The sequence below is a fragment of the Pseudomonas sp. Z18(2022) genome, from assembly GCF_036346535.1.
Lineage (GTDB): Bacteria > Pseudomonadota > Gammaproteobacteria > Pseudomonadales > Pseudomonadaceae > Aquipseudomonas > Aquipseudomonas yamanorum_A.
Genome location: NZ_JAOTOA010000029.1, coordinates 25,608 through 50,260, shown reverse-complemented (window position 1 = coordinate 50,260; position 24,653 = coordinate 25,608). Strand labels below are relative to the sequence as shown.

The following is a 24,653-nucleotide window of genomic DNA, read 5'->3' as shown; positions in this document are numbered from 1 at the left end:
AAAAAGGGGTTCAGTTCAGGCAATCGGCGTGCTGGCGCAGGTTCTGCCGAGCGTAGTAGTTGAACGCGGCGCCGTGGCGCTTGGGCTTGGAGATCCAGTCATGGGCTTCGCGGCCCAACTCCGGCAGGATCGGCTTGATGGTGCCGGCGGCCATTGCCAGCAACTGCAATTTCGCCGCGCGTTCGATCAACTGCGCGATCACACAGGCTTCCTCGATGCTTGCCCCGGTGGACAATTGGCCGTGGTGGGAAAGCAGGATGGCACGCTTGTCCCCCAGGGCAGCAGTGATGATTTCACCTTCTTCGTTGCCCACCGGCACGCCGGGCCAGGCTTCCAGGAAGGCGCAGTCTTCGTACAGCGGGCAGAGGTCCATGTGGGACACCTGCAGCGGCACTTCCAGCATCGACAGCGCGGCGATGTGGGTCGGATGGGTATGAATGATGCAGTTCACATCCGGGCGACCACGGTACACCCAGCTGTGAAAACGGTTGGCCGGGTTGGGCATGCCGTGGCCTTCCAACACTTCCAGGTCTTCGTTGACCAGCAGCAGGTTGCTGGCGGTGATTTCATCGAAACCCAGGCCCAGTTGCTGGGTGTAATAAGTGCCAGGCGTGGGGCCGCGTGCGGTGATCTGCCCGGCGAGGCCGGAGTCGTGGCCGTTTTCGAACAGAATCCGGCAGGTGAGCGCCAGCTTTTGCCGGTCGGTCCACGTATTATCCGCCAGGGTGCTTTGCATCTGGGTCAGTGCTTGCTTGACCAGTTGGTCTTTCGGGAGTGCTAATGTCTTGGCCATATCAGTGTCCTTGTTGGTCGCAAATGACACTAAAGAGACTATATGACACAAAGTGTCATTGGCAAGTATTCATCATCGCCTCTTTAATGGATTAACCGCTGCGCATGTCTATCCGTTTGAAAATATTGAGAAAAAAACTTGGCGTGACTTTAGAGTCCCTGGCGGAAAAATCCGGGATGACCAAGAGTTACCTGTCGAAAGTCGAGCGCGGGCTGAATACGCCGTCGATTGCGGCCGCGCTGAAACTGGCCAAGGCGTTGAACGTGAAGGTTGAAGAGCTGTTCAGCGAGGACAGCGTCAGCCTCGACAGCTACAGCCTGGTGCGCAGCCACGAGCGTCAGGCGTTGTCGGGCACCGATGGGTCACCGGGGTATGCAGTGCTGGCCCATCAGGTCAGTGAGCGCAGTTTGTTGCCGTTCATTATTTATCCGCCGGCGGAGTTCACCGACAAGACCTTCAAGGAGCATCTGGGGGAGGAGTTTTTGTTTGTGCATGAAGGCCAGGTGGAGGTGGATTTCATGAGTGAGCGGGTGGTGTTGAATCGCGGGGATGCGTTGCATTTCAATGCGCAGAAGCCGCATCGGATTCGGTCGGTGGGGGAGGTTCAGGCGCAGCTTTTGGTGGTGGTGCATAGCACTGACGAGTGACTGTGGGGTTGCGGCTTGTCGGGGGCATATCCGTTATTTAGGTAACGGCCGGTTATGGTTCCGCTCTTACAGCGGCTCACTTTTGAAAAGCGCAAAAGTAAGCAAAACGCTCTTGCCCCACCACTCGGCACCTCGCCTAGGCTCGGTGTGCCCTCTCTCCGGTATTACTCCGCGGGCCGCCGCGACGGGGCGTCCCTGCCCCGTCGCGGCTAAACCGGCGTCCTGCCGGTTTACCCGCTCCGTACTACCTGCGTTCGGCCAGCGTGGTTTAACGGGGCGCCTAAGATCAAGATCAAAAGCAGATCAAGTGCACAGCGGCCTACAGGCCGGCTTGAGTGTGGTGAAGCAAAGGCAACATCAAAATCTAAAACCAGAGCGGGCACGGTCAACTGTAGGAGCTGGCTTGCCTGCGATGGCATCACCTCGGTGTATCTGATGCACCGAGTTGTCCGCATCGCCGGCAAGCCAGCTCCTACAGAAAAGCGGCTTTTGCCTTTGCTTCACCACACTCAGGTCGGCTTTCAGGCCGCCGTGCTGTTGATCTTGATCTTGATCTTGCTTTTGATCTGACTGCCCCATTCAGCCCGAGGCCGAACGCAGGGATTGAGGAGCGGGTAAACCGGCAGGACGCCGGTTTAGCCGCGACGGGGCAGGGACGCCCCGTCGCGGCGGCCCGCGGAGCAAGCCCGGAGTGAGGGAACACCGAGCCTAGGCGAGGTGCCGACAGGCGGGGCAGAGCGTTTTGGTTACTTTGCCGCTTTTGCAAAGTGACTCGCTGTAAGAGCGAAACCATAAGTGGCCGTTACCTAAATAACGGATATGCCCATCACCGCTCCACCGGCACCGAAAGCCCCGAATTCCCAAGCGCATGACTACGCGCATCAAAAAACCGCAACTCCACACCCATCCCCTCAAACAGCTCGGCAAAACGCCGCTTCTGCTGCTGGATAAACCCCGCACTACGACCAAACACCGAAATCGCCAAAGTGCTGACTTTCGCCTGCCGAATCGCCTGCACAAGATGCACATCCTGCACGCCGAGGTGATGCCCGAAAATGCAAAGCCCACCCTCATGGCTCAACAACTGCTCATAACAGAACGACAAATAGTCAGAACTGCGGATGGTCTTGAGCTTCTCCTCAACCTTCCCTTCGCTGACAAACAACGGCACATCATCCAGCGTCTTGATCGTATTGTTGATCGCAAAACTGCTGAGCAACGTGCTGTCTGTGGTCGGCAATTTACGCGCCGTACCATCAAGGTTACGCACCAGATGCAGGCCACCATGCAGGTACAAAATGCGCGTGGTGTCGCTGGCAGTATTACGCAGGTCAAAGCTCGCATCGGCACTGCGAAACAGATCGTCGATCCCAGGCGCATGCAGGATCGCCCAGTAGTTCAGCAGGTCATAATTGCTGGTGAACACCGTGGGGTAACTCGCCAGCTCTTGATGAAGGGTCGCCAACGTCGAAGGCTTCACCAGGCGCCACGGAATGTGCACGCTGTGGATCGTGTTGATCAGCGCTTCCTTGATCGCGTAGTAGCGATTACGCGGCGCCGCCGAGCTCACGGCCAAGGCCTTGTTCACCCGACTGGTGGTTTTCAGCGCGCCCAGCACCTGCTCGAAACTGCGGGTCTGCATCGCGTCAAACACGCTGAGTTCGGACTGGCTCAGGGGTTTTTCTTCCACGGTGCGGGCGTTTTCAAACAGTGAGTCGTAGGCAAAGTCTTCCCACACTGCGCGGCTGGCGCCGTTGCCGATCAGGATCCCGCTGAAGGCGGTACTGCTGCGCAAGGCGTTCCAGTCTTCAAGGTGGGCATCAAAATCCTGGGAATCCTTCATTGCGGCGGGTCTACTCAAAATCGGCTGGGCGGTGACTTTATCACGAGCGGGCGTTGATCCTGGTCAAGATGCCGCAGGCAATCGAGGTCGATGCTGTAGGCATAACGACTTTCGAGGATTCGCCACCATGAGCAGCACCTTCTTCATTCCCGCCGTCAACATCATGGGCATCGACTGCCTCGACGAAGCCATGATCGCGATTCGCAACTACGGTTTTCGCAAGGCACTGATCGTGACCGACGCAGGGATGGCCAAGGCCGGTGTCGCCAGCATGATCGCCGAGAAACTCGCGATTCAAGACATCGACTCGGTGATCTACGACGGCGCCAAGCCCAACCCGAATGTCGAAAACGTTGAAAAAGGCCTGGCGTTGCTGAAACAGAGCGCCTGCGATTTTGTGGTGTCCCTGGGCGGCGGTTCGCCCCATGACTGCGCCAAGGGCATTGCCCTGTGTGCGACCAACGGCGGGCACATCGGTGACTACGAAGGCGTCGACCAGTCGGCCAAGCCGCAACTGCCGCTGGTGGCCATCAACACCACCGCCGGCACCGCCAGCGAGATGACGCGCTTCTGCATCATCACCGACGAAACCCGCCACGTGAAAATGGCCATCGTCGACCGCAACGTCACGCCGCTGCTGTCGGTCAACGACCCGGCGTTGATGGTCGGCATGCCCAAGGGCCTGACCGCCGCCACCGGTATGGACGCGCTCACCCACGCCATCGAAGCCTACGTGTCCACTGCGGCCAACCCGATCACCGACGCCTGCGCGATCAAGGCCATCGAACTGATCAGCGCCAACCTGCGCATTGCAGTGCTCGACGGTAAAGACATGGCCGCCCGGGAGAACATGGCCTACGCCCAGTTCCTCGCCGGCATGGCCTTCAACAATGCGTCCCTGGGGTTCGTGCACGCCATGGCCCACCAGTTGGGCGGCCTGTACGACTTGCCCCACGGCGTGTGCAATGCGGTGTTGTTGCCCCATGTGCAAAGCTTCAACGCCAGCGTCAGTGCCGAGCGCCTGAGCCATGTGGCCCGGGCCCTGGGTGCAGACATCAAAGGCACGTCGCCGGAAGAAGGCGCCCAGGCCGCCATCGCGGCGATTCGCAGCCTGTCCCAGGATGTCGAGATTCCCGCTGGCCTGCGTGAACTGGGCGCCAAGTTGCAGGACATCCCGCTGCTGGCGAGCAACGCCCTGAAGGACGCCTGCGGCCTGACCAACCCACGGCGGGCGGATCAGCGTCAGATTGAGGAGATCTTTCGCAGCGCGTTTTGATCGGCTCTGATCAGGGCGACGCTCAGCAGTGCGCCGCCCGCCAGCACCACGCACAACACCGCCAACGGCCAGGCCTGCTGACTCGCCAGCAGGCTGGCCACACCGCCGATCACCGCCGCCATCAACTGATGCATAAAGCCGCTCAAGGCCATGGCGTAGGAGCCGCTCACCGGCGACTCATCATTGGCCAGTGACAGGCTGATGGGATAACTCATCGACTGCCCGAACACCGCCAGGCAGTAAGGCAACCACAATAGAATCGCCAGGCCGTTGGCAAACAGGCTGCCCAGCAACATCGTTGCGCTGCCGCACATCACCAACGCCACGCCCCAACTCATCATCGACAGGCGCCCAGTGCGGGCGACCAGGCGATTGACCATCAACGCCCCCGCCAGATACGCCCCGCTGATCGGCCAGCCGAGCCAGCCATATTGCGCCGCGCTCCACTGGAAATGGCCCTGCAAGATCAAGGGTGCGCAGGTGTTGAAGGCGATGATCACGCCGTAACCCAAACCGCCCGCCAATGCAGGGCGCAGGAACGCCGGATGGCGCAGGATCGTGCCGTAGATGCGCCAGGCCGAGACGTGCCCGGCGGCTTTTTCCAGTGTCGGAAACACCACCCGTTGCAGCGCAATCATCAAGCCGGCAGCCGCCATCGCCAGCCCATAAAAGATCGCTTCCCAGCCAAACGCCACCTGCAACAGCGAGCCCACAAACTGCCCGATGCCCAACGCGATCACGAACGTCATGCCCAGCCACGACAGCCCCTTGGCCAACAGCGCACCGCTGAAACTGTCGCGAACCAGCACCCGCGCCATCACCGACACACCGCCCGCGCCGAGCCCTTGCACCAGCCGCAGGCCAAGAAAGGATTCGAGGTTGTAGGCGGACGGAATCGCCGCACTCGCCAGTGCATACAGCGCCAACGCCGCCAGCAGCACCGGCTTTCTGCCAACCCGCTCACCGAGGCTGCCCCATAGCAGCATCGGCAACGCCATGCCGATCAAATACACCGCCAGGGCCAGCGCCACCTGGTCCTCGGCGGCAGGCAATGCTCGAGCAATCGCCGGTACGGCGGGTAGGTAACTGCTGATGCCAACCTGGGACAGAAAGGCCGCGCTGCAGGCGATGGCGAGGGTGGTGGTGCTTTTCAAGGGGCAAAAGATCCTGTTGAGCAGTAAGCTGCAAGCCGCAAGCTACAAGTTGCTAGTGTGTTTGTCTCTAACTAGCCGCCTGAAGCTAACCGCTTGTCGCTTAGGAACCAACCTTATGAGAGTTCTATTATTCGGCGCCACCGGCATGGTCGGCCAAGGCGTGCTGCGCGAGTGCCTGCTGGCCAGTGATGTGCAGGAAGTCGTCGCCGTCGGCCGTACCGCGCTGACCCAGGAACACGGCAAGCTGCACCAGGTGCTGCATGCCGATATGTTGGATTTCCAGCCCCTGGAGCATCTGCTGCAAGGCTTCGATGCCTGCTTCTTTTGCCTGGGCGTGTCCTCGGTGGGCATGGACGAAGTCAAGTACACCCACCTGAGCTACGACCTGACCCTGGTGGCCGCCAGCACCCTGGCCCGGCTTAACCCGCAGATGACCTTTATCTACGTGTCCGGCGCCGGTACCGACAGCAGCGAAACCGGTAAAACCATGTGGGCCCGAATCAAGGGCAAGACTGAAAACGCCTTGCTGCGCCTGCCGTTCAAGGCGGTGTATCTGTTCCGCCCCGGGGTGATCCAGCCGCTGCACGGCGTGCGTTCGAAGACCCCGCTCTACCAATCCCTCTACACCGTGACCGGCCCGTTGTTGTCGTTGCTGCGCCATGTGCGACCGGCCTGGGTGGTGAGTACGGAAACCGTCGGCCGTGCGATGCTCTCGGCCGTCCGGCATGGTGCACCGCAACCGGTGGTGGAGCAGGCCGACATCAACCGCCTGGCCAACGAGCGCACCTAGATGCTGCACAAAAGCCTGGTTCGCCGCCTTGACTTGATCACCCTGCAGCTGTTCGTCGCGGTGCATGAAGAAGGCACCCTGACCCGCGCCGCCGCCCGTGAGGCCATCGCGGTCTCGGCAGCGAGCAAGCGTTTGATGGAGCTGGAACAGGTGTTGGGCGTGAGCCTGTTTGTGCGCCAGGCCAAGGGCATGCACCTCACGGCCGCCGGCGAGACCTTGCTGCACCATGCCCGGCAGATGCTGTTCAACGTCGAGAAGATGGGCCTGGAGCTGGGCGAACACAGCCATGGCGTGCGCGGTTATGTGCGGATGCTGGCGAATCTCTCGGCGATCATTCAATTCCTGCCTGAGGATCTGCGTGACTTTTCCGCGCTGCACCCACAGGTGAAAGCCGACCTGGAAGAGCGTCCCAGCAATGGCGTGGTCCAGGGTGTGATCGATGGGGTTGCGGACCTGGGCATCTGCTCCAGTGACACCGACACCAAAGGCCTGCCCGGCGTGACCTATCGCCGGGACAAACTGGTGGTGTTGATGCCGGCGGATCACCCGTTGGCGGCGCGCAAGGCAGTGGCTTTTGTCGAGACGCTGGACAGCGACTACGTGGGGCTGCATTCCGCCAGTTCGATCAACATGCGCACCCACGCTGCGGCACGGGAGGCGGGCAAGGTGCTGCGCCTGCGGATCCATGTGCCGGGTTTTGATGCGATGTGCCGGATGGTCCAGGCCAACATGGGCATCGGCATCCTGCCGCAAAAGGCCTATGAACTGTTTGGTCGGGCGCTGGGGTTGCATGCGGTGCCGCTGACGGATGCCTGGTCGGACCGCAGCCTGATTCTGGTGGTGCGTGATGAGGCGCAGCTGTCGCCGGTGAGTCGGTTGTTGTTCGATTATTTGCGTCGGGAGCCGGGCTAAGCGAAACGCTGCTGGCCTCATCGCGGGCAAGCCCGGCTCCCACAGTTGACCGAGTTGTTTGGGGAAAAATCGATCCCCTGTGGGAGCCGGGCTTGCCCGCGATGGCGATTTAAAGAGCGCCCAAAATCCCCAAGCCTTCGCATTTCGCGAACGCTCGTTGCCAACTGACGGTTGGATTTCTGCTGCCCCTGTCCTCTAGCCTTGGCCCACATTCCAAGAACAAGAGGTACACCCCATGACGGCTCCCCTGAGCGGTATCAAGGTGATCGAGATCGGCACCCTGATTGCCGCGCCGTTCGCCGCCCGGCTGATGGCCGAGTTTGGCGCCGAGGTGATCAAGATCGAAGCCATGGGCCAGGGCGATCCGCTTCGCAAATGGCGAAAGCTGCACGAAGGCACGTCGCTGTGGTGGTACCTGCAATCGCGCAACAAGAAGTCCCTGGCCCTGGACCTCAAGTCCGCCGAAGGCCTGGACCTGGTCAAGCAACTGCTGGGCGACGCCGACGTGCTGATCGAAAACCTGCGCCCCGGCGGCCTGGAAAAACTTGGCCTGGGCTGGGACGTGCTGCACGCCCTCAACCCCAAGCTGACCCTGGTGCGCATCTCCGGCTACGGCCAGACCGGCCCCTACCGCGACCGCCCGGGCTTTGGTGCCATCGGCGAGGCCATGGGCGGGATTCGCTACACCACCGGCAACCCGGATTCGCCACCGGCGCGGGTCGGTGTGAGCCTCGGTGATTCCCTGGCCTCGTTGCACGGCGTGATCGGCGCGCTGATGTCGCTGCTGCGGGTCAAGACCGGCCAGGGCGACGGCCAGATTGTCGACGTGTCCCTGGCCGAAAGTGTGTTCAACCTGATGGAAAGCCTGGTGCCCGAATACGACATGCTCGGCCATGTGCGTGAGCGCAGCGGCGGCGCCTTGCCGGGCATCGCACCGTCCAATACCTACCTGACCGCCGACGGCGCCTACGTGGTGATCGCCGGCAACAGTGACCCGATCTACAAGCGCCTGATGACCACCATCGGCCGCGCCGACCTGGCCGAAGCCCCCGAGTTCGCCCACAACGACGGCCGCGCCGCCAAGAGCGGCCTGCTCGACGCCGCCATCACTCACTGGACCAGCAGCCAGCCCATCGACCAGGTGCTCAGCGCCCTGGAAGCCGCCGAAGTACCGGCGGGGCGCATCTATTCAGTGGCCGATATCGTCGCCGACCCGCACTACCAGGCCCGGGACATGCTGCTCAGTGCCGACCTGCCCGGCGGCCTCACGGTGAAGATGCCCGGCATCGTGCCCAAACTGTCGGAAACCCCCGGCGCCGTTAATTGGCAGGGCCCGAGCCTGGGCCAGCACACCGACTCGATCCTCGGCGACCTGGGCTTGAGCGGTGCCGATATTCAACGCCTGAAAACTTCAGGAGTGGTGCAATGAAAAACTATTCCGATGCCCTGGTCGTGCAGGAAGTCTCACCTCGGGACGGCCTGCAAATCGAGCCGACCTGGGTCGAGACCGCCGACAAGATCGCCCTGATCGATCAGCTGTCCCTGGCCGGTTTTTCCCGGATCGAAGCGGGTTCGTTCGTGTCGCCCAAGGCCATTCCCGCCTTGCGCGATGGTGAGCAGGTGTTCCAGGGCATCACTCGCCGCCCCGGGATTGTCTACGTGGCCTTGATCCCCAACCTCAAGGGTGCCCAGCGTGCCATCGAGTCCCGGGCTGATGAGTTGAACCTGGTGATGTCCGCCAGCCAGACCCACAACCTGGCCAATATGCGCATGCGTTGCGAGGCCTCGTTGGCCGCATTCAGCGATATCGTGAGCTTTGCTGCCGACTTTCCGGTGCGCCTCAACGGCAGCATCGCCACCACCTTCGGTTGCCCGTTCGAAGGCAAGATCGACGAAGACCGCGTGCTGCAATTAGTCGATGCCTACCGCGAGCTGGGCATCCAGGGCATCAGCCTGGCGGACACCACCGGCATGGCCAATCCACGTCAGGTGGAGCGCCTGGTCAAGCGCGTGCTGGAACGTGTTCCGGCCAGCGATTTGACCCTGCATTTCCACAACACCCGCGGCCTGGGTTTGTGCAATGTGCTGGCTGCCTACGAAGCCGGTGCCCGACGGTTTGATGCGGCATTGGGCGGCCTCGGCGGCTGCCCGTTTGCCCCAGGTGCGTCGGGCAATATCTGCACCGAAGACTTGGTCAGCCTGTGCGAGGAAGTCGGGATTCACACCGGTATCGACCTGCCGCACTTGCTGCAGATGTCGCGGCTATTGCCGGCCCTGCTGGGCCATGAACTGCCGGGCCAGGTGGCCAAGGCCGGGCGCAACTGCGACCTGCATCCGCCACCGGCCTACATCGCCACTTTGTAAGCCGTAACCAGACAACAAAAACAATCGGACGCCTGCGAGCAGTCCGCTGGAGAGAAACAATGAGCCTTAATACGTTGGAGGCCGGCGTGCGCCCGGCCGCTGAACACGATGCCGAAAAAGCCCTGGTCAGCAAGGTCGCCTGGCGCCTGATGCCGCTGATCATGGTCTGCTATCTGTTCGCATTTTTTGACCGCATCAACATCAGCTTCGCCAAGTTCCAGTTGCAGACCGACCTGAGCCTGAGCGACACCGCCTACGGCCTCGGCGCCGGGCTGTTCGTGGTGGGCTATGTGATCTTCGAAGTGCCGAGCAACATGATGCTGTACAAGGTCGGCGCCCGCCGCTGGATCGCGCGCATCATGATGTCGTGGGGGCTGGCGACGGCGGCCATGGTCTTTGTCACGGCCGAATGGCAGTTCTACGCGCTGCGTTTCATCATCGGTGCGATGGAGGCGGGGTTCGCGCCGGGCGTGTTGTATTACCTGACCCTATGGTTCCCGCAGCACTACCGTGGGCGCATCACGTCGATGCTGTTTCTGGCGTCGGCGTTTGCCGGGTTGGTGGGCGCGCCGTTCTCCGGGCTGGTGCTGGAACACCTCGATGGCGTGCTGCAAATGCGCGGCTGGCACTGGTTGTTCTTGCTCGGTGGCTTACCCTGTGTGGGCCTGGGATTCATGGTGCTCAAGCTGCTCAAGGACCGTATCGAGGATGCCCACTGGCTGACCTCGGCGGAGAAGACCTTGCTGGCCAGCCGCATCGCCGTGCATGAACCCCACAAGAGCGGTGGCTCGCTGCTCGCGGCACTGCGTATTCCCGGGTTCCTGATGCTGGGCTTTATCTACTTCCTGATCCAGGTGGCGTCCTACGGCCTCAACTTCTGGGCGCCGCAACTGATCCGCAGCGCCGGTACCCAGAGCCCGGTGATGATCGGACTGCTGACGGCGATTCCCTACGTCTGCGGCGCCATCAGCATGGTGGTGATCGGGCGTTTGTCCGACGCTACCGGCGAGCGCCGCAAGTTCGTCAGCGGCTTGGTCGCACTGGGCGCAGTAGGGTTCTTCTGTGCCGGTATTTTTGCTGATCACACCACGTTCCTGATCGTCGCCCTGAGCCTGCTGGGCGCCGGGATCATCGCCTCGATTCCGACCTTCTGGACCTTGCCGCCGAAGTTGTTGGCCGGTGCCGGTGCAGGCGCGGCGGGCGGGATCGCGGTGATCAATACCCTCGGCCAGTTCGGCGGCATTGTCAGCCCGGTGATGGTCGGCCGGATCAAGGACCTGACCGGCAGCACCACGCCGGCGCTGTATGTCATCGGCGTGTGTGCGCTGATCGCGGCGGCGCTGTTGCTGTGGGGCTTGCCGCAAAAATTGCGCACCCTCGACAAGCGCTGATCAGCCCGCAGTCACCAGTGACCGGGTGGGCGTGGCGCTGAGTTGAATCAGTGCCACCCCGCCGATCAACATCAACGCCCCGATCAACCGGGGCGCGGTCAATTGCCGCTCCACCAGCCCGAACAGGCCGAAGTGGTCCAGCATCAACGACGCTATGATCTGCCCGGCCATCGCCAGGGCGATAAACCCCGAAGCGCCAAGCTTGGGCATCAGGATCAACGCCAGCGAAATAAAGCACACGCCGAACGCACCGCCGCTCCACATCCACAGCGGCGCCTTGGTGATAAAGCCCAGGTTTGGCAGCGGCAGGCGCAGGGCCAGTATCACCGGCAGCAGCACGATGATGCTCACCAGCAGCGAGGCGAGGGTGGCCCACAGCGGATGGCCGAGGCCGCGCCCCAGGTTGGCGTTGATCGCACTTTGAAACGGCACCACCGCCCCGGCGAACGCCGCCAGCAGCAATAAACCCACCCAATGCAAGGTTGTCATGATTCATCTCCCAGAGGTTTTGCTGGACTCTAGGCTATTCGTCGCGCAAATTTAAATTCCAAGTTCTTATGCAGAACATGCAGCTGATGAATGATCTTCGACGCATCGACCTTAATCTGCTGGTGATCCTCGACGCCTTGCTGACCGAGCAACACGTGACCCGCGCCGCCGAGCGCCTGCACCTGAGCCAGCCGGCGGTGAGCCACGCCCTGGCGCGGCTGCGGGATTTGCTCGGGGACCCGTTGCTGGTGCGCCAGGGCAGTTCGCTGGTGCCCACCACCCGCGCGCTGGAACTGACGATGCCGCTGGCGCAAGCATTGGCCCAGGTACAGGCGCTGCTGGCGCCGAATCGCTTCGATCCGGCCTCGGCCAAACGCACCTTTCGGGTGGCCATGTCGGACTACAGCGCGGCGATTTTCCTGCCGGGGCTGGTGCGCACCTTGCGTCGGGAAGCGCCGGGGATTGATTTGCAGATTATCCAGGCCAGCCGCGAAGGCATGCTGGATGGCGTGCTCAACGGCGACATCGACCTGGCAGCCGGGGTGTTTCCCGACATGCCCGCCGAACTGCGCAGCACGCCGTTATTTGAAGAGCATTACGTGTGCCTGGTAGACCGTGCCAGCCTGCCGGAAAGCGGCGTGCTCGACCTGCCGACCTACCTGGCACGGCCCCACGTGTTGCTGGAAATGCGCGGCAGCGGCACCCCGGAAATCGAACGGGCGCTGACGGCGATTCGTGAGCGCCGGCACGTGGCTATCAGCTTGCCCCACTGGGGTGTAGCGCCGCAGTTGATCCAGGGCACGGACCTGATCCTTACCGTGTCGTCGCGCGGGCTGCTCAACATGGATCACGAGCAACTGCTGACGGTGCCGCCGCCGTTTCATATTCCGTCGTTTGCGTTTGTGTTGGCGTGGCATTCGCGTCGGGATGGGGACCCGGCGTTGCAATGGCTGAATGGGCAGGTGCAGGGAGTATTGTCTTACCCGTTTGGAAGCAAGACCTGACGACCGTTCGTCGCACTAACAAGTTTTTTCTAAACCTTTACCGCCTTCAAAATTCAGATTCAGAGCGGGGCTCGTTTCCCTGCACCTGTTTATTACCTGGAGGAACCCATCATGAGCCGCATGGCTATCCGGTTACGCACCGCCAGTTTCGCGATGCTGCTGGGCCTCGGCGCCAGCAATGCTTTCGCCCAGTCGCCTGCCGATTTCATCGAACAGGCTTCGGCCAAGGGCATGGCCGATATCGAGACCAGCCGCATGGCACACGCCAAGACTTCGTCCCAGGAGATCAAGGACTACACCATCGAAGTCATCAATGAACGCACCCTGGCCAATCAGCATCTGGCCGCCATTGCCAAGAAGCTCGATTTGCCGGTGGCCCCTCGGGACAAGATCGTCGACAAGGCCGAGTCGCTGATGCCGGAGCTCAAGGACGGCGACTCCTTTGACGCTGCCTACACCGCCCAGCAGATCAAGGCCAATGAAGACGCGATCGCCCTGTTCAAGCAGGAAGGCGCCGAGTCCGATATCCCGGAAATAAAGGCCCTGGTGGACGAGACCCTGCCGAAGTTGGAAGAACGCCTGGAGAAAGCCCGGGCGCTGGCGTCGACTTACGGAAGAGGTCACCAAGGCGACGGTTGATTGCCTTGAGTACGCTATAAAAAACGGCGACTGGATCACTCCAGTCGCCGTTTTTTTATGCCTGGTTCAGGTCGGTTTTGGGCTGTTCACCTTCAGTCGTCAGCGTGGTGACGGTGATGGTTTCGCTGTCGCCCATGGTCTTGTATTCCTTGCGCAATTTCTCAAGCTGCTTGCGATCCAGGCCGTCCAGGCTCAACACGGCGTTTTGCGCGTCCTTGGTAGCGCGCAGCAGTTCGTCGATCTTGATATGCAAAATGTCGTTGTCGCGGTTTTGGGTGTTCTGGATCAAAAACACCATCAGGAACGTGATGATGGTCGTGGAGGTGTTGATGATCAGCTGCCAGGTGTCGTTGTAGTGGAAATACGGCCCGCTCAAGCTCCATAGGAGGATCAATCCCACGGCCGCGTAGAACGTGCGGGCACTGCCTGCCCAGCGGGACAGGGACTGTGAGATGGCGGAGAATTTCATGACCGTTTTCCTTTTAAGGTGGGTGATGAAAATACTGACCGCAGAGGTGCTCTGAAATTTCTTTTTACAATTGGTTGTTTGAACAAAATTGTACATTTTCTGCAGGGGCTTTCGGAGTGATCCTACGGTGGCCTGACGCGGCGCGGGGAAGACTTGGTTTTTTTCCGGACTTCCCTATGCACCTCACCGCAGCCTGCGACTTGGCCACGCTCTATCACCAGACCGACGAGCATTTTTTTGCGGCGGTCTGTCCGTTGCACCGCCGCTACAGCGCCGGTGTAAATGCCTATTTTATCGATGTGGATCCTGTCCCGTGGAACCTGTTGATTATCCGGGTGGGCAGTGCCGTGTTGGACGAAGCAATGGTGGAACCGCTGGCCTTGATCCGCCGGACCTCGTTGGGTATACGTGTGGTGATTCATGACGATCAGGTCGAAGGCCTTCAGGAGGCGCTGACGGGGCTGAGCTTTGTTGCGCTCGACAGGACCACGGCGATGGTCCTTGATCTGTCGACGTTTATCCCTTCGGTGTCAGGCAGCCACTTGCAGATCAACCTGACACGGCATTTGAGCGACTGGGCCGGCCCGGTAGGCAACGCATTCAGGCTGACAGAGGATGCTATCGCAAACTACCAGGCCCGGCATCAGCGTGCCCTGGACAGCGATGAAAGCCTTTACCACTTCACACTGTCAGTCAACGCCATTGTGGTGTGTTCGTTGACGTTGTCGATGTGCGACGGGTTGGCCAGGCTCAACGATATCGGCACCGATATCGCCGACCGCGGTAAAGGTTATGCCACGCAATTGATTCACACCGCACTGGCTCACGCCCAGGCCCTGGGCGCCCGACGCTGCTTTCTCGAGGCTGCGCCGGAAGGTGTGTCGCTTTATCGCAAGCTGGGGTTCAAAGGGTTGTTCGGGAACCAGGCGTTCGTGCGTGGTCCCGTGGTCCAGGCGTGATCAGAGAGTGGCGTTTGCCGCGTCGCCGTTCTCCAGCTCCAACAAATACTGCTTGGCCTCAAGGCCGCCAGCGAACCCGGTCAACCCGCCCGAGGCGCCGATCACCCGATGGCACGGCGCGACAATCGAAATCGGGTTGCGCCCGTTGGCGGCGCCTACCGCACGCACTGCTTTGGGGTTGCCGATCTGTACGGCGATCTGGCTGTAGCTACGGGTTTCTCCGAACGGAATGGTCAACAACGCCTGCCAGACCTTCTTCTGGAAGTCGGTGCCGGCAAAGTCCAGTTCCAGCTCGAAACGGTTGCGGGTACCGGCGAAGTACTCCTTCAACTGGCGCTCGGTTTCCTGCAATACCGGGCTGTCGTTGGCTTCTTGCAGGGCGCCCAGCCGAACACGGTTGGGACGCTCTTTTTCCCACAGGATGGCGGTGAGTTTTCCGTTACGGGCCACGAGGGTCAACTGGCCGACGGGGGAGGGCATGAGCGTGTATTCACAGGACATGGTCGGGCTCCTTGAGGGGGTATGGCGTTACTGTAAATCCGCCGGTCCATGGTGGAACTACGTTTCTTGCGGTTGAATTCAGGTGCTGAGGTTAGCGGTCCTGTTGCAACACCTTGAGCGCCGCAGAAGCAAGAAACCCCGACCGGCTTTTTTCTTCCGGGTGATGCAGGACGTATTCGTCAATGCGGTTCAGCAGGTAGCCGGGCAACGTGATGTTGAGTTTCTGTGCCTTGCCCATGGGTACAGCATTTTGGGGCCCTCAAAAGGGTATTCACTATAACTACCAATATTGAGTTATCAACACCGTACCTACCATTTGAGAGAGCCGACTTTTCGCGCTGATGTGTAGGAATTGTACGAGTCACTTCGTGACGGGTTTTTAGGCTTCTTTGCGAGCCTGCAACAACTCATCAATCACTGTCAGGAATGCCGTGACCATCAAGCTGCGCCCATCAGTACGCGTAAGCATAAGCAACTGCGCATACGCATCCGGATCTACCAACGGCCGATACGTCACGCCCTTGTTCATCAAACTCTGGGTGCATGCCGGCACCAGCGCCACACCTTGCCCTGCCGCCACCAACGCAATGATCGAAGTGATCTGCCGTCCCGTTGGCCCGGCACGCAATGGCAAACCCTTGTGCCGGTAAAGCTGCTCGATCGACTGGTTAAGCCCCGAGCCGTAATCGGCGGGAAACAGAATCAGCGGATACCCACTCAGTTGCGCCAGGCTGACTTCGGCCTGGCTGGCCAACGGGCTGTCGCTGGACACCGCCGCCATCAGCCGCTCCTCGCCCAACGACAACGCCTGCACGTGCGTCTGGCCCTCCTGGGGCAGCAAGCGGCTCAGGCCGATATCCAGGCGGCCATCAGCCACCTGCGCGCCCAGGCTGCCGGAGGCGCACTCCACCAGCGTCAATTGCACATCGGGAAAGCGTTGGGCAAAGGCTTGAATCGCCTGGCTGAACAAGTCCGACAGGGCAATCGAACTGACGTAACCCAGCGCCAGTTGCCCGGCGGCACCTGCCGCGAGTTTGCCGGCGATGACTTCGGCGAGGTCGACCTGTTCCAGCACCGCCCGGGCGTAGGGCAGGAACGAACGACCCTGGGCGGTGAGCGAAACCGTGCGGCTGGTGCGGTCGAACAGGCGAAACCCCAGTTCAGCCTCCAGCGCGGAAATCTGCCGGGTCAACGGCGGCTGGGCCAGGTGCAGGCGCAGGGCGGCGCGGCCGAAGTGCAATTCTTCGGCGACGGTCAGAAAGTAACGCAGTTTGCGTAGGTCGAGCATCCTGGCCCCAGGGTATTGATCGGTCCGAAATCGGTATTGGTCTCGGGTGCACGGGTCATTCTATAAAGGCCTCTGATAATAAAACGAGAGGTTTCATGAAACCGCGCCTGCATTGTGCCCGTCTTGCCCTGTTCCTGTGTGGCTGCGCGGCGTTTCTCAACCTCTACGCCACCCAGAGTATTTTGCAGACCTTCGCTACCAGCTTTCAGGTGAGCGCCAAGGCGGCGGGCTGGAGCATTACCGTTACCACCTTGGCGGTGGCGCTGACCGCGCCCTTTGTCAGCCGCCTGACCGGGCGTTTTGAGCAGCGCACGGTGATCTCGGTTGCTGCGCTGTTGCTGGCCGTGCCGGCGCTGATGACTGCCTATGCCAACAGCTTTGCCGAGTTGCTGGTGTGGCGCTTTATCGAAGGGATGCTGATCCCGGTGGTGTTCGCCACCAGCGTGGCCTACATCGGGGATCGCTGGCGCGGCGGCACCGTGACCGAAGTCACCAGCCTCTACGTGGCCGGCACTGTGCTGGGCGGGTTTGCCGGACGCTTCGTCACCGGCGTGATGACCGAGTATGTCGGCTGGCGTGAAGCCTTTGAACTGTTGGCGGTGTTGAGCCTGATGGTGGGCGGGTTTATCCAGTTTCTGCTGCCGGACAATCCACCCCGCGCTGCACGACCTTCAACCACCTGGAGCGATGTGCTCGGCACTCCGCTGTTGGCTGCGTACGCAGTAGGATTTTGCGTGCTGTTCTCCCAAGTGGCGACGTTTACCTACGCGGGCCTATATCTCAGCCAAGCCCCATTCGACTTGGGCCCGGCGGCGCTGGGCACGATCTACATGGTGTTCCTGCTGGCACTGGTGGTGATCCCCGTCGCCGGTCGCCTGAGCAAATCGCGCCCGCAATCCGAATTGCTGACCGCTGCTGCGGCGCTTGGCGTCTGCGGCTCGGCCCTGACCTTATTGCCGTCCCTGTGGTGCATCGTGCTGGGCCTGGCCCTCAGCTCCACCGGCGTATTCCTCGCCCAGGCCGCTGCCAGTGCCTTCACCACCGCCACCGCCCGCCACAACAAGGCAGGGGCTGTAGGCCTTTACCTCACCTGCTATTACCTGGGCGGCAGCTTCGGTGCCGTCGCCCCGGCGCTGATCTGGGAGCGTTGGGGTTGGATGGGGTGTGTGGCGCTGATCATTGGTTTCCAGCTACTGTCGCTGCTGATCGCCCTGGCGGGCTGGAAGCCCCTCCAACCTGAACTGAGCAAGACCTCATGACCGACGCCGTTGCCGTGCCCGTACCCGAGACTTCCGCCCGTCGCCGCTCGTTGATCGCCGGCTGCAGCGCCCACGCGATTCACGATGGCCTGACCGATGTGATCTACGTGCTGCTGCCGATCTGGCAAGCGCAATTTGGCATGACCTACGCCCAGATCGGCCTGCTGCGTGGCGCCTACTCCGGGATGATGGCGGTGTTCCAACTGATGGCCAGCCGCGCCGCCAAACGTTGGGGGCGCACGCCGATGCTGGTGGGCGGGACGGCGCTTGCCGGTGTTGCCTATCTGTTGGTGGGGCAGGCTACCGGGTTGGGCATGTTGTTGCTGGCGCTGTTGTTGGGCGGGCTGGGCGCGAGCACCCAGCATCCGCTGGCGTCCTCGATGATCACCGACACCTATGAGGGCGGCGGCGGGGTCAAGGAAGCGCTGTCGCAATACAACTTCTCCGGAGACATCGGCAAAACCCTGGTTCCCGGGCTGGTGGGACTGTTGCTGACAGTTATCAGTTGGCGCGCGAGCGTTACGCTGTTGGGCCTGCTGGGATTGGCGGCGGCGGGGTTGCTCTGGTGGCTGATCCCCACGCAGGCCGCGGCATCCACTTCAGGGAAAACCGCCAAGACACTGGTAGGAAGCGGCTCCGTCAGCGGCCTGCGCGCGCTGATCGTCACGGGCACTCTGGACAGTGCTGTGCGGATGGGCTTTCTCACGTTTCTGCCGTTTCTGCTGCAAGCCAAAGGCGCCGGCACTGCGGGTATCGGGCTGGCGCTGACCATGCTGTTTATCGGCGGCGCCTTTGGGAAGTTGCTCTGCGGCTACCTCGGCGCACGCATCGGCATGATGAAAACCGTGTGGCTGACGGAGACCAGCACGGCGGTGTTGATCGTCGCGGCGGTGTACCTGCCGTTGACCGGGTTGATGGTGATGTTGCCGGTATTGGGGCTGGCGTTGAATGGCACGTCGTCGGTGCTGTACGGCGCGGTGCCGGACCTGGCGGGCGCAGGGAAACGGGAACAGGCGTTTGCCGTGTTCTACACCGGCACCATCGGCGGTGGCGCGCTGGCGCCGGTGCTGTTTGGCGGGCTGGGCGACTCGATGGGCGTGCCGGTGGCGGTGATGGTGTTGGCGGGGATGTTGCTGCTGACGTTGCCGTTGGCGTGGGTGGTGCAGCGGGGAGTGAAGCTTGAGGCGGGATAGCTGTCTTTTCTGATGGGGAATTCAGTTCCTTCCTACGTAATTGCAACGGTTGCCTGGTTGTAGAGTTGTCGCTTCATAACCGGAGCGAAGAGATGCGAAGAACACCGTCATTACCGAAAATCTACGTCATAAAGGTTGGTAAGCAATGCCCCGCGCGCCGATGTATGAGTGACGAGCGGATATTGCGCGACAGGATGCTACCGAATAATCTGGCTATGCGCCAATGACGCATAGGCGTGAATATGATATTCATCGAATCGCTAGCATTTACAGAAGATGTGGCAGACCTACTGAGTGATGAAAGTTACGGCGAGTTTCAAGAGTATTTGGCTGAAAATCCCACAGCAGGTGATGTCATACAAGGGACCAACGGCCTCAGAAAAGTTCGCTGGATCGCTCAAGGCAAAGGCAAAAGTGGTGGCGTTCGAGTGATCTACTATCTCCTCTGCGCTGCGTATCAAATCAGGTTGATTCTGATCTACCGTAAAGGAATCAAGGATGATCTTTCTTCGGCGCAGAAGAAGATCTTGAGTGAGTTAAACAAAGGGTGGGAGTGATGGAAAAAAAGCTCTTCAATCGGCTGGTCGAAAGCATGACCCAAATGGACGAAATCGTTCGTGGCGAGCGCGCGCCGTCCCGTGAATTTCATGTTGATGCCCTGAAGGTAAAAATGATTCGGCAGGCCACAGGGCTTTCGCAAGCGCGCTTTGCAAAGGCAATCGATGTACCTGTGGGAACGCTTCAAAATTGGGAACAGGGAAGGCGAGAGCCGGAAGGTCCCGCGAGAGCGTTACTGCGTGCTATCCACAATGATCCTGGCCATGTGTTGGCGGCGCTTGAGTACTAGTAACGCTATCGGTAAAGCGTCTGGTCCGAACCAGGGGCGCTCAAATTCTGGCTAGAGAACACCGGCTCAAGGCCGGTTTTTTCTTACTGGTCGCCGACACAAATACCTATCTCATCAGCGATGCGATCCGCTGCGCATCCTCCGGCGTCGCCGGGTTGTACACCACCATATTCAGGTCCTTGCGCCCATCGACCGCAAACACCGAATACTCAAATTCAATCGGCCCCAACACCGAATGGCGTATCCGCTTGATGCCATCACCATGGGCGCCCTGAACATCGTTCTCACTCCACATCGCCTTAAACTCAGGACTGCGCCGACACAGCTCATCCACCATCGGCTGCACCTGCTCTGCCGCACCTGAGCGCGCCGTATCAATCCTGAAGGCGCCCAACACAAACCGCGCCACGCTTTCCCAATCGTATTGAGCTGCGCGGGAATTGGGATCCAGGAACATGAACCGCAGGATATTTCGCTGTTCCGGTGCCTGGGATCCGTAGTCCATCAACATCACCGTCGCCGCCTGGTTCCAGGCCACCACATCCCAGGTCGCCGTGCGCAGGATCGCGGCGCTGGGGTTCAAGGCATCCAGCACCCGTTGCAGGCGTGGCGTCACCGTTTCGTTCTGTTGGTAGCGCACTTCGGGTGGGCGTCCGAAGGCCAGAAGAAACAGATGCTCGCGCTCGATATCCGTCAGCATCAACGCCTGGGCAATGCGTTCCAGCACTTCCACCGACGGCGCGCCGCCACGGCCCTGTTCCAGCCAGGTGTACCAGGTAGGGCTGATATTCGCGCGCTGCGCCACCTCTTCACGACGCAACCCGGGCGTACGACGGCGTGCCGATGAGAAGCCGAACGCCGCCGGATCAAGCCGGGTACGTCGGTCTTTCAGATAGGTGCCCAGCAGATTCCCGCTCATAGCCTGTTAGCCTCTATACCCTGATAACTTCACTACTTTACCCGTATAGGGCAAGCGCACAGATTAGTCTCTGAATACACACGGAGATACGGTTCATGCGCATATTTATCACGGGTGCCAGCGGGTTTATCGGGTCGGCGGTCGTCAAGGAGCTGATCTCGGCGGGCCATGAAGTGCTGGGGTTGTGCCGGTCGGACGACAAGGTGGCAGCGCTGGAGGCGGCCGGTGCCCAAGTGCACCGTGGGTCGCTTGAGGACCTGGCAAGCCTCAAGGCCGGGGCCGCCCAAGCGGATGGCGTGATTCACCTGGCGTTCAATCATGACTTCTCGACATTCGTCGCGAACTGCGAGGATGACCGCCGGGTTATCCAGGCGCTGGGAGAGGCGCTTGTCGGGTCGGATCGACCGCTGATCATCACCTCCGGCGTCGGAATCGCGAGCACCGTGCCGGGGCAGTTGGCAACGGAGGATGGTGCGGTGGTGACCTCAGCGCAGATTTCCCGTGCAGCGTCGGAAGAAGCGGCCAACGCTGTAGCCGAGACGGGCGTGAACGTCTCGGTGATGCGCTTGCCACAGGTACATGACACGTTCCGACAGGGGCTGGTCAGCCCGGTGATCGAGTTGTATCGCGAGAAAGGTGTTTGCGCCTACATCGCGCAAGGGCAAAACCGCTGGCCGGCGGCGCATATTCTGGATGTGGCGCGGCTCTACAGGCTGGCGATTGAAAAGGCTGAGCCGGGCGCGAGGTATCACGCGGTGGCGGAGGAGGGTGTGTCGCAGCGGGAGATAGCCGAGGTGTTGGGGACGCGGCTAGGGTTGCCGGTTAAATCCATTTCGGCGGAAGAGGCTCAAGGTTTTTTTGGGTGGTTGTCGATGTTTACCGCTCACGATATGCCAGCGTCCAGTGTGGTTACCCGCAGGACGTTGGGATGGGAGCCGGTGGGGCCGGGGCTGCTTGCGGATCTTGCGCAGTTGGAGGGCTTTTAGGGTTGGGTTGTTGGAGGGCAGATTACCAATGTTATTGTCTACTGAAGTGGTCTGCCCTCACTAGGACTCCGCACCGATGAGTTGGAACAGAGAAACAAACACAGCCTCATTCATCCGATTGGCGACGCTTGAGGATGGGGGGCGCAATGCTCGAGTTTGATGACTACGCCAAGTCGGATATCCGCCGCAGTGAGTTTGTCCGCGAGGCCGTTAAGGCATGCGAATGTCTCGTGGCTGTCGAGTCTGGCAGTGTGGTGGGCTATCTCGTTCTGAAGCACGACTTTTTCGAGAACGGGTTTGTTTCGTTAGTCGTTGTTTCTCCGGCATTCCAACGCCAAGGGATAGCGCTTCGTTTGCTTGCTGCGTCTGAACTGGTCTGCAAGACGTCGAAGCTTTTTACCTCAGCGAGTACGTCCGACATTGCATCCCGAAAACTCATCGCCGGTCCGGTTTTTCGCCAAGCGGCGTTATCGAAAACCTGGATGAGGACGATTCGGAACTGGTTTATTTCAAGCGGATTCGGTGAGTGGCACGCGCCGTTTGATCATTGGGAAGCATCACGGTTGAGGCTTGGCTTTATGTTTGCCCGAGTTGTGCGTTCCCAGCACACGATGCAACTCCCCCGCGACAGCAAGCAGTTGCTGTTCTAGCGCTTCGACATCGGATGCATTGATCCCGTCATTGATGACATGCAAGGTTTTAGCCCGCTTTTTCGGGGCGGTTACCAGGTTATGTGCATCCTGAGAGACCAGCGCCTGACGCAGAATGTTATTGATCACCGTCTGATAGCCAGTACCAGCGTTTTCGGCGCACGCGCGGGCTGCATCGATCACGACGTCATCCAGCATGATGGTGATGCGTGTCTTGCCTTTGTTGCTTGCGATAGCACCACGATTGCCTGTGCTGAAATCGTATTCGTCTTTCATGGTTCAAACCTCCAGATACTGGCGTCGTTCATTTTTGGATGCGAGCCTTGCACTGATGATGCGTACGAAATTCGGATCACGATAGGTGTAGGCCACCACCAATATTCGGTCCTTTGCGTCTTTGCCCACGACTATCCAGCGTTCTTCATCGTGGTCGCGGTCTTCTATCATCAGTGCTTTCGCGTCGTGAAATACCGGTTCAGCATCTGCCAGGCTCACACCTTTGTGCTTTAGTTGATTCAGGGTGTTCTTTGTGTAGTCATACTGGATTCTGAAGGTTTTCATTATGCATATTTTATATGTATAAAAAAGCGGTTAATTGGGGGATGGATCTTGAGGGAGGGGCGCACGGATTTCCGTCGGTCGAAGTTGATATGACCTGTGTGAGGGGGATGTTTCGTGCGTAGGGACGCGGAGGGGTCAAGCGGAGATTGTTGGGGCACTACTATCTGGAAGAGGAATCTTGCTCCATTGCCTACACAACCATCAGAATCGTCCCGGTTGTACGCCTTGGGCGACCTCTTTAAGGTTCGTCAGCCGCTGCCCATCAGCGGTCGGGTTTAGTAGCCCGATTTGATCAACGGCGTATGGCTGTGCCATTTCTCAGACGTTTGAATGTCTGGTCTTTATGGTGGCTGTACGCGGGGCGCCTTTGGGCGCGCCGGTTTCGTTGATCAACCGGTCTACTAACCCGCGTATAGCCGCCACCCTTTGTTTAGTAGCTCTGGAAGGTGGTCCTAACCGAGGATCAACAGATGTGTACTGACTCGTATAATTCACCCGTAAGAATATTCAGCGTACGTCCCGAAATCGGCACCGATGCATTACTCGCCAACGCCTACGAAACCATTGCCGGCGCTGGCGCCATGACCAACGAATTTGCAGATAACCTGCCAGACGAGCATCGCTGTCTGGCCTTGGCGATTCAGCAAACCATTGAGTTGGGCCTGATGCTGGTGGAGGCGGCACAAGACCGCGTGGACTCAGTCGCCTAGGCATCCTGTAACAGGCTTGCCTTCCCAGGCCGCCCATACCAAGGGGAAGGAAGCCAAATTTCTGTTAGCTCGAACGTCCCCGCCTCAAATCCAAACGGTCTGCGAGACTCGCTGCCTCTTCAATCAGCGCGTCACAGAACGCGTCGACGAAGAGAGAGGACGGTCGATAATCGGGCCTGATCAGCATGACCCGATACGGAATCGATACGCTGATCGGCCGAATGGCCAGCCCGTCACCGGCCTCCGCCACCGCCGTCAACGGGTTGATAATTGCCACTCCCAGCTGTTGCCTGACCATGGCACACACCGACGCAGCGTTGGTTGTTTCGACGACAATATGCCGGTCCACACCGGCCCGGCGGAAATGCTCATCCAGGGTTTGACGATAGATGTCCAGGCCCGACAGGTTGATGAAATTCACCCCCTGAAAGTCTTCCAGTGTCAGCAACGGTTTAGCCAACAAAGGATCACCGTCCGGCAGTACGCACACCATGTCGGAACAAAAGAGTAATTTCCCTTGAGTGCCCTGAGGCGCATGTTCGCCTTCGGTCAATCCGAGGTCGTAACGCTGTGCGCTGAGTGATTCTTCCAGCAGGGGCGTTTCCTGTGCCGCAATGCTCAAGGCTATGCCGACATGCTGTTGCTGAAAGCGCTTAAAGACCTTGGGCAAAAGCGTCTGGGAAAACAGCGGAAGACATGTGACGCTCAGTTGGCCATGTTCAAAGCGACGAATTGACTGTGCAACGCTGTTGATTCGTTCCAGGCCGATGTAGGAACGCTCAACCTCCTCGAACAGCATGATCGCCTGGGCTGTCGGTGCCAGCCTCCCACCCGCGCGATCAAAGAGTCTCAGGCCAGAGAGTTTTTCCAGTCGCGCCAGCTCCCGGCTGACCGTCGGTTGGGAAGTAAATAGCAACTGCGCCGCTCCCGTGACGCTGCCGGCCTGCATGATGGCCCGGAACACCTCGATATGCCGTATGGAGACTTCCATCCCAGACCTCTACCCAAT

Annotated in this window: 28 protein-coding genes and 1 pseudogene; 17 read left to right on the top strand and 12 right to left on the bottom strand. The window is 60.2% G+C overall.

All coding sequences use genetic code 11. The features are described 5' to 3' along the window. Positions 1-10 precede the first annotated feature (10 nt). A complete protein-coding gene (locus V3W39_RS30830) occupies positions 11-793 on the bottom strand; it encodes an aldolase (protein WP_010176636.1) in 783 nt (260 codons plus the stop codon). Positions 794-897: 104 nt separating this feature from the next. Here V3W39_RS30830 and V3W39_RS30825 point away from each other — a divergent pair, with 104 nt between their 5' ends. After that, positions 898-1,440, top strand: a complete 543-nt coding sequence (locus V3W39_RS30825; RefSeq protein ID WP_177121812.1) for a helix-turn-helix domain-containing protein — start codon at positions 898-900, stop codon at positions 1,438-1,440. 826 nt (positions 1,441-2,266) lie between these two features. Here V3W39_RS30825 and V3W39_RS30820 read toward each other — a convergent pair. Then, positions 2,267-3,283, bottom strand: coding sequence for a DUF4917 family protein (locus V3W39_RS30820; RefSeq protein ID WP_330213985.1), 1,017 nt, complete (start codon positions 3,281-3,283; stop codon positions 2,267-2,269). A 127-nt stretch (positions 3,284-3,410) separates the two neighbouring features. Here V3W39_RS30820 and yiaY point away from each other — a divergent pair, with 127 nt between their 5' ends. Continuing rightward, positions 3,411-4,559 (top strand): L-threonine dehydrogenase, encoded by a 1,149-nt coding sequence (gene yiaY, locus V3W39_RS30815; RefSeq protein WP_330213984.1) that lies wholly within the window; start codon positions 3,411-3,413, stop codon positions 4,557-4,559. Here yiaY and V3W39_RS30810 read toward each other — a convergent pair. Beyond that, positions 4,526-5,713 (bottom strand): MFS transporter, encoded by a 1,188-nt coding sequence (locus V3W39_RS30810; RefSeq protein WP_177113975.1) that lies wholly within the window; start codon positions 5,711-5,713, stop codon positions 4,526-4,528. The genes yiaY and V3W39_RS30810 overlap by 34 nt on opposite strands. Positions 5,714-5,828: 115 nt before the next feature. Between V3W39_RS30810 and V3W39_RS30805 the strand changes: the two genes are divergently transcribed. From V3W39_RS30805 to V3W39_RS30785, 5 genes are all read left to right on the top strand, one after another. After that, positions 5,829-6,503 (top strand): NAD(P)H-binding protein, encoded by a 675-nt coding sequence (locus V3W39_RS30805; protein ID WP_330213983.1) that lies wholly within the window; start codon positions 5,829-5,831, stop codon positions 6,501-6,503. Next, positions 6,504-7,415 carry a LysR substrate-binding domain-containing protein gene (locus V3W39_RS30800; protein ID WP_259201007.1) on the top strand — a complete coding sequence of 304 codons (912 nt, stop codon included), beginning with the start codon at positions 6,504-6,506 and terminating at the stop codon, positions 7,413-7,415. It begins immediately after the preceding gene. Between the two features lie 235 nt (positions 7,416-7,650). Next, entirely contained in the window at positions 7,651-8,844 is a 1,194-nt protein-coding gene (locus tag V3W39_RS30795) for a CaiB/BaiF CoA transferase family protein (protein ID WP_177045135.1), read from the top strand. Continuing rightward, positions 8,841-9,779: a hydroxymethylglutaryl-CoA lyase gene (locus V3W39_RS30790; protein ID WP_330213982.1), complete on the top strand. Its 939-nt coding sequence runs from the start codon at positions 8,841-8,843 to the stop codon at positions 9,777-9,779. The genes V3W39_RS30795 and V3W39_RS30790 overlap by 4 nt, the downstream gene beginning before the upstream one ends. Positions 9,780-9,838: 59 nt before the next feature. Beyond that, positions 9,839-11,170 carry an MFS transporter gene (locus V3W39_RS30785; RefSeq protein WP_177045131.1) on the top strand — a complete coding sequence of 444 codons (1,332 nt, stop codon included), beginning with the start codon at positions 9,839-9,841 and terminating at the stop codon, positions 11,168-11,170. On the opposite strand, the gene V3W39_RS30780 is transcribed toward V3W39_RS30785, so the two are convergent. Then, positions 11,171-11,659, bottom strand: coding sequence for a DMT family transporter (locus tag V3W39_RS30780; protein WP_330213981.1), 489 nt, complete (start codon positions 11,657-11,659; stop codon positions 11,171-11,173). A 77-nt stretch (positions 11,660-11,736) separates the two neighbouring features. Here V3W39_RS30780 and V3W39_RS30775 point away from each other — a divergent pair, with 77 nt between their 5' ends. Together V3W39_RS30775 and V3W39_RS30770 are read left to right on the top strand one after the other, a co-directional pair. Then, positions 11,737-12,663 (top strand): LysR family transcriptional regulator, encoded by a 927-nt coding sequence (locus V3W39_RS30775; RefSeq protein ID WP_330213980.1) that lies wholly within the window; start codon positions 11,737-11,739, stop codon positions 12,661-12,663. A 111-nt stretch (positions 12,664-12,774) separates the two neighbouring features. Then, the gene (locus V3W39_RS30770; protein ID WP_177113968.1) at positions 12,775-13,302 is read left to right on the top strand and encodes a DUF4142 domain-containing protein; all 528 of its coding nucleotides are present in this window, start codon (positions 12,775-12,777) and stop codon (positions 13,300-13,302) included. A 55-nt stretch (positions 13,303-13,357) separates the two neighbouring features. Here V3W39_RS30770 and V3W39_RS30765 read toward each other — a convergent pair whose 3' ends face one another. Further along, the gene (locus V3W39_RS30765) at positions 13,358-13,771 is read right to left on the bottom strand and encodes a low affinity iron permease family protein (protein ID WP_177121707.1); all 414 of its coding nucleotides are present in this window, start codon (positions 13,769-13,771) and stop codon (positions 13,358-13,360) included. Positions 13,772-13,947: 176 nt separating this feature from the next. Here V3W39_RS30765 and V3W39_RS30760 point away from each other — a divergent pair, with 176 nt between their 5' ends. Then, a complete protein-coding gene (locus V3W39_RS30760; RefSeq protein WP_330213979.1) occupies positions 13,948-14,730 on the top strand; it encodes a GNAT family N-acetyltransferase in 783 nt (260 codons plus the stop codon). Here V3W39_RS30760 and V3W39_RS30755 read toward each other — a convergent pair whose 3' ends face one another. The 3 genes and pseudogenes from V3W39_RS30755 to V3W39_RS30745 form a co-directional block, all read right to left on the bottom strand. Next, the gene (locus V3W39_RS30755; RefSeq protein ID WP_259201001.1) at positions 14,731-15,231 is read right to left on the bottom strand and encodes a methylated-DNA--[protein]-cysteine S-methyltransferase; all 501 of its coding nucleotides are present in this window, start codon (positions 15,229-15,231) and stop codon (positions 14,731-14,733) included. Between the two features lie 91 nt (positions 15,232-15,322). Continuing rightward, a pseudogene (locus V3W39_RS30750) lies at positions 15,323-15,469 on the bottom strand (type II toxin-antitoxin system HicB family antitoxin); the annotation flags it as partial. A 141-nt stretch (positions 15,470-15,610) separates the two neighbouring features. Then, entirely contained in the window at positions 15,611-16,519 is a 909-nt protein-coding gene (locus V3W39_RS30745; protein WP_330213978.1) for a LysR family transcriptional regulator, read from the bottom strand. A 95-nt stretch (positions 16,520-16,614) separates the two neighbouring features. On the opposite strand from V3W39_RS30745, the gene V3W39_RS30740 reads away from it, so the two are divergent. The 4 genes from V3W39_RS30740 to V3W39_RS30725 all read left to right on the top strand — a co-directional run bounded on the left by V3W39_RS30740 (position 16,615) and on the right by V3W39_RS30725 (position 19,818). Continuing rightward, a complete protein-coding gene (locus V3W39_RS30740) occupies positions 16,615-17,778 on the top strand; it encodes an MFS transporter (protein ID WP_330213977.1) in 1,164 nt (387 codons plus the stop codon). Continuing rightward, complete coding sequence (locus V3W39_RS30735) at positions 17,775-18,971, top strand: MFS transporter (protein ID WP_330213976.1); 1,197 nt, start codon at positions 17,775-17,777, stop codon at positions 18,969-18,971. Before V3W39_RS30740 ends, V3W39_RS30735 begins: the two co-directional genes overlap by 4 nt. 242 nt (positions 18,972-19,213) lie before the next feature. Then, on the top strand, positions 19,214-19,528 hold the full coding sequence (locus V3W39_RS30730; protein ID WP_330213975.1) for a hypothetical protein: 315 nt from the start codon (positions 19,214-19,216) through the stop codon (positions 19,526-19,528). Beyond that, complete coding sequence (locus V3W39_RS30725; RefSeq protein ID WP_259200995.1) at positions 19,528-19,818, top strand: helix-turn-helix domain-containing protein; 291 nt, start codon at positions 19,528-19,530, stop codon at positions 19,816-19,818. Before V3W39_RS30730 ends, V3W39_RS30725 begins: the two co-directional genes overlap by 1 nt. Before the next feature lie 106 nt (positions 19,819-19,924). On the opposite strand, the gene V3W39_RS30720 is transcribed toward V3W39_RS30725, so the two are convergent. Further along, the gene (locus V3W39_RS30720; RefSeq protein WP_330213974.1) at positions 19,925-20,737 is read right to left on the bottom strand and encodes a helix-turn-helix transcriptional regulator; all 813 of its coding nucleotides are present in this window, start codon (positions 20,735-20,737) and stop codon (positions 19,925-19,927) included. Positions 20,738-20,832: 95 nt separating this feature from the next. On the opposite strand from V3W39_RS30720, the gene V3W39_RS30715 reads away from it, so the two are divergent. Both V3W39_RS30715 and V3W39_RS30710 read left to right on the top strand, forming a co-directional pair. Then, positions 20,833-21,723, top strand: a complete 891-nt coding sequence (locus tag V3W39_RS30715) for an SDR family oxidoreductase (RefSeq protein WP_330213973.1) — start codon at positions 20,833-20,835, stop codon at positions 21,721-21,723. Positions 21,724-21,857: 134 nt separating this feature from the next. After that, positions 21,858-22,373, top strand: coding sequence for a GNAT family N-acetyltransferase (locus tag V3W39_RS30710; protein ID WP_330213972.1), 516 nt, complete (start codon positions 21,858-21,860; stop codon positions 22,371-22,373). Here the strand turns inward: V3W39_RS30710 and V3W39_RS30705 are convergent. Continuing rightward, positions 22,281-22,649: a BrnA antitoxin family protein gene (locus V3W39_RS30705; RefSeq protein ID WP_177079556.1), complete on the bottom strand. Its 369-nt coding sequence runs from the start codon at positions 22,647-22,649 to the stop codon at positions 22,281-22,283. The genes V3W39_RS30710 and V3W39_RS30705 overlap by 93 nt on opposite strands. A gap of 3 nt (positions 22,650-22,652) precedes the next feature. Continuing rightward, positions 22,653-22,934 (bottom strand): BrnT family toxin, encoded by a 282-nt coding sequence (locus tag V3W39_RS30700; protein ID WP_177079555.1) that lies wholly within the window; start codon positions 22,932-22,934, stop codon positions 22,653-22,655. 470 nt (positions 22,935-23,404) lie between these two features. On the opposite strand from V3W39_RS30700, the gene V3W39_RS30695 reads away from it, so the two are divergent. Further along, entirely contained in the window at positions 23,405-23,644 is a 240-nt protein-coding gene (locus V3W39_RS30695) for a DUF6124 family protein (protein ID WP_169387304.1), read from the top strand. A 64-nt stretch (positions 23,645-23,708) separates the two neighbouring features. On the opposite strand, the gene V3W39_RS30690 is transcribed toward V3W39_RS30695, so the two are convergent. Further along, complete coding sequence (locus V3W39_RS30690; RefSeq protein WP_177079554.1) at positions 23,709-24,635, bottom strand: LysR family transcriptional regulator; 927 nt, start codon at positions 24,633-24,635, stop codon at positions 23,709-23,711. Between the last annotated feature and the right edge of the window lie 18 nt (positions 24,636-24,653).

Coding starts and splice junctions, on each gene's coding strand:
- V3W39_RS30830 (WP_010176636.1), bottom strand. CDS start 793: ATGGCCAAGACATTAGCACTCCCGAAAGACCAACTGGTCAAGCAAGCA.
- V3W39_RS30825 (WP_177121812.1), top strand. CDS start 898: ATGTCTATCCGTTTGAAAATATTGAGAAAAAAACTTGGCGTGACTTTA.
- V3W39_RS30820 (WP_330213985.1), bottom strand. CDS start 3,283: ATGAAGGATTCCCAGGATTTTGATGCCCACCTTGAAGACTGGAACGCC.
- yiaY (WP_330213984.1), top strand. CDS start 3,411: ATGAGCAGCACCTTCTTCATTCCCGCCGTCAACATCATGGGCATCGAC.
- V3W39_RS30805 (WP_330213983.1), top strand. CDS start 5,829: ATGAGAGTTCTATTATTCGGCGCCACCGGCATGGTCGGCCAAGGCGTG.
- V3W39_RS30800 (WP_259201007.1), top strand. CDS start 6,504: ATGCTGCACAAAAGCCTGGTTCGCCGCCTTGACTTGATCACCCTGCAG.
- V3W39_RS30795 (WP_177045135.1), top strand. CDS start 7,651: ATGACGGCTCCCCTGAGCGGTATCAAGGTGATCGAGATCGGCACCCTG.
- V3W39_RS30790 (WP_330213982.1), top strand. CDS start 8,841: ATGAAAAACTATTCCGATGCCCTGGTCGTGCAGGAAGTCTCACCTCGG.
- V3W39_RS30785 (WP_177045131.1), top strand. CDS start 9,839: ATGAGCCTTAATACGTTGGAGGCCGGCGTGCGCCCGGCCGCTGAACAC.
- V3W39_RS30780 (WP_330213981.1), bottom strand. CDS start 11,659: ATGACAACCTTGCATTGGGTGGGTTTATTGCTGCTGGCGGCGTTCGCC.
- V3W39_RS30775 (WP_330213980.1), top strand. CDS start 11,737: ATGCAGCTGATGAATGATCTTCGACGCATCGACCTTAATCTGCTGGTG.
- V3W39_RS30770 (WP_177113968.1), top strand. CDS start 12,775: ATGAGCCGCATGGCTATCCGGTTACGCACCGCCAGTTTCGCGATGCTG.
- V3W39_RS30765 (WP_177121707.1), bottom strand. CDS start 13,771: ATGAAATTCTCCGCCATCTCACAGTCCCTGTCCCGCTGGGCAGGCAGT.
- V3W39_RS30760 (WP_330213979.1), top strand. CDS start 13,948: ATGCACCTCACCGCAGCCTGCGACTTGGCCACGCTCTATCACCAGACC.
- V3W39_RS30755 (WP_259201001.1), bottom strand. CDS start 15,231: ATGTCCTGTGAATACACGCTCATGCCCTCCCCCGTCGGCCAGTTGACC.
- V3W39_RS30745 (WP_330213978.1), bottom strand. CDS start 16,519: ATGCTCGACCTACGCAAACTGCGTTACTTTCTGACCGTCGCCGAAGAA.
- V3W39_RS30740 (WP_330213977.1), top strand. CDS start 16,615: ATGAAACCGCGCCTGCATTGTGCCCGTCTTGCCCTGTTCCTGTGTGGC.
- V3W39_RS30735 (WP_330213976.1), top strand. CDS start 17,775: ATGACCGACGCCGTTGCCGTGCCCGTACCCGAGACTTCCGCCCGTCGC.
- V3W39_RS30730 (WP_330213975.1), top strand. CDS start 19,214: ATGATATTCATCGAATCGCTAGCATTTACAGAAGATGTGGCAGACCTA.
- V3W39_RS30725 (WP_259200995.1), top strand. CDS start 19,528: ATGGAAAAAAAGCTCTTCAATCGGCTGGTCGAAAGCATGACCCAAATG.
- V3W39_RS30720 (WP_330213974.1), bottom strand. CDS start 20,737: ATGAGCGGGAATCTGCTGGGCACCTATCTGAAAGACCGACGTACCCGG.
- V3W39_RS30715 (WP_330213973.1), top strand. CDS start 20,833: ATGCGCATATTTATCACGGGTGCCAGCGGGTTTATCGGGTCGGCGGTC.
- V3W39_RS30710 (WP_330213972.1), top strand. CDS start 21,858: ATGGGGGGCGCAATGCTCGAGTTTGATGACTACGCCAAGTCGGATATC.
- V3W39_RS30705 (WP_177079556.1), bottom strand. CDS start 22,649: ATGAAAGACGAATACGATTTCAGCACAGGCAATCGTGGTGCTATCGCA.
- V3W39_RS30700 (WP_177079555.1), bottom strand. CDS start 22,934: ATGAAAACCTTCAGAATCCAGTATGACTACACAAAGAACACCCTGAAT.
- V3W39_RS30695 (WP_169387304.1), top strand. CDS start 23,405: ATGTGTACTGACTCGTATAATTCACCCGTAAGAATATTCAGCGTACGT.
- V3W39_RS30690 (WP_177079554.1), bottom strand. CDS start 24,635: ATGGAAGTCTCCATACGGCATATCGAGGTGTTCCGGGCCATCATGCAG.